Raw genomic sequence first — 1,764 nt, 5'->3', positions numbered from 1 at the left:
CTGGATGGTGGCTGGGTGTATTACCTAAGTCGTGTCAGCGGGTGGGTGCGTAGTGGTGGATGTTGAACAGGTCGGCGAGTTTTTGTTGGGTCCAGGTCATGTCTGTGAGCATGCGTTTGGCGCGAGGGCGTCCTTTGTTGCCGTCGTGGTAGAGCAGGACGGTTTCCTGGATTCCTGATAGTTCGTTTAGCAGTTCGCGGACGGACATGTGTATATCGGCGTGTTCGGCTTCGCGGCGCATGAGGTGGGCGATGGTTAGGGCCAGGACGCAGTAGAACACGTGGACGCGGATTTTCTGGTCGGTCCAGTGGTGCATGGGGCTGAAGGAGACCACGTGAGTGTCTTTGAGTTGACGGAATCCGGCTTCTACGTCGGATTGGGAGCGGTAGCCGGCGACAATGTCGGTGACGGGCCAGTCGTCGTGGCCGGTGAACAGGATCCGTTTGCCGAAGATCCGGTTCTCCAGGCGGGTGCGGGCACGCCGGTCGGTGCGCCAGGTCAGCCGCAGCTCAGCCGGTTTGTCGCCGGTCAGCGTGGTGGTGATGATGTCGCTGACCCAGCGGTGTCGGCAGATCGTGGCGATCTCGGTCTGGACTGCGGCACGGGATTTGCGGGTGCGCCCGCGCGCCAGGCGGCCCTGCAAAGCGGTGAGCTTGCCAGTCACGGTGGCGAGCGTCTGGTCCAGGCCACGAACCTGTTTGGCGTGCAGCGTCGTCGAATGCGTGAGCACGGCGCGGCGTGTCACGCCCAGCGCGGTGACGGTGGTGTCGACATGGGTCAGGCCGCGATAGCGGCCGGCGTCACCGTCGGCGTCGACCGGCCGGTACCGGGATTTCGGTATCGCCAGCAACGCCGGATGGTCGCTCGGTGGCAGTGAGCCGATGAACCCGATCCCGGTATCCTCCACCAGTTCGTGGTTGTCGGCGGAATTCTGCCCGGCGTCGTAGACGATCGTCAGCGACTCCACGGAGGTAGTCAGCTGCCGGTACCGGGCGACCAGTTCGTCGATCATCGCGCTGAACTGGGTGACATCCGGCCGGTCTCCCGGATAGGTATGGGACAGCACCGGAACCCCGCCGTCGCGGGTGACCACCAGGCCCAGCCCAACCAGCCGCAGGTCCACCCGCTTCTGCTTCGCCCTGCCCCGCTGCGCGATCGGCGCCTTCTCGTTGCCGGAGTCGATGAAGGTGGCGAAGTTGGTCATGTCCAGCACCAAACCGGTCAGGTCCAGCCCGAACTCGGTGACGATCCGCCGCCCTAACTTGGTTTCGATCGCTCGCAGGTCGGCTACCGACAACCGATCCATCGCGTTCCAGAACCGGCGATGGTCGGTCGCGCCGCGCGGTAGCCGCAGCCACCGCGCGCCGGCCGTGGAGGCCCACCAATCGGCGAACGCCAGCTTTGAGCACGGCGCCACGATCCGGTTCGCCGTCGCCAACGCGATATACGTGCCCACCGAGGCCAGCGCGTCCGCCCGGCGCGACACCACACCATCGACCGTCCCCACCACGTCCAGTCGCTCCAGCATCGACCACACCGCGGCCAGATCCCCGAACGCCTTGTGTTCGCTACGCACCGGTTCACCGGCCGCCGCGTCGGTCAGCTTGGCCACCACCTCCTCCGCGCTGCCCAGATACTGCTGCGACACGATCCGCGGCTTGCCCTGCACCCGCGCGGACTCGACCAGGTAGTAGTACGTCTTCCCCGCCTGGCGCTTCCCTACGATCGACGGCATATATAGGTAATACACCATCGACGCCTACA

The 1,764-nt window shown here is 65.2% G+C and carries 1 protein-coding gene; it reads right to left on the bottom strand.

What is annotated here, in order from left to right:
* Positions 1–34: 34 nt before the first annotated feature.
* A complete protein-coding gene (locus ABD301_RS42165; protein ID WP_163571827.1) occupies positions 35–1,735 on the bottom strand; it encodes an IS1634 family transposase in 1,701 nt (566 codons plus the stop codon).
* Positions 1,736–1,764 lie beyond the last annotated feature (29 nt).

It is taken from the genome of Fodinicola feengrottensis (assembly GCF_039530045.1).
Taxonomy (GTDB): Bacteria; Actinomycetota; Actinomycetes; order Mycobacteriales; family HKI-0501; genus Fodinicola; species Fodinicola feengrottensis.
This window is presented reverse-complemented; position numbering and strand designations above follow the sequence as displayed.

Coding starts and splice junctions, on each gene's coding strand:
- ABD301_RS42165 (WP_163571827.1), bottom strand. CDS start 1,735: ATGCCGTCGATCGTAGGGAAGCGCCAGGCGGGGAAGACGTACTACTAC.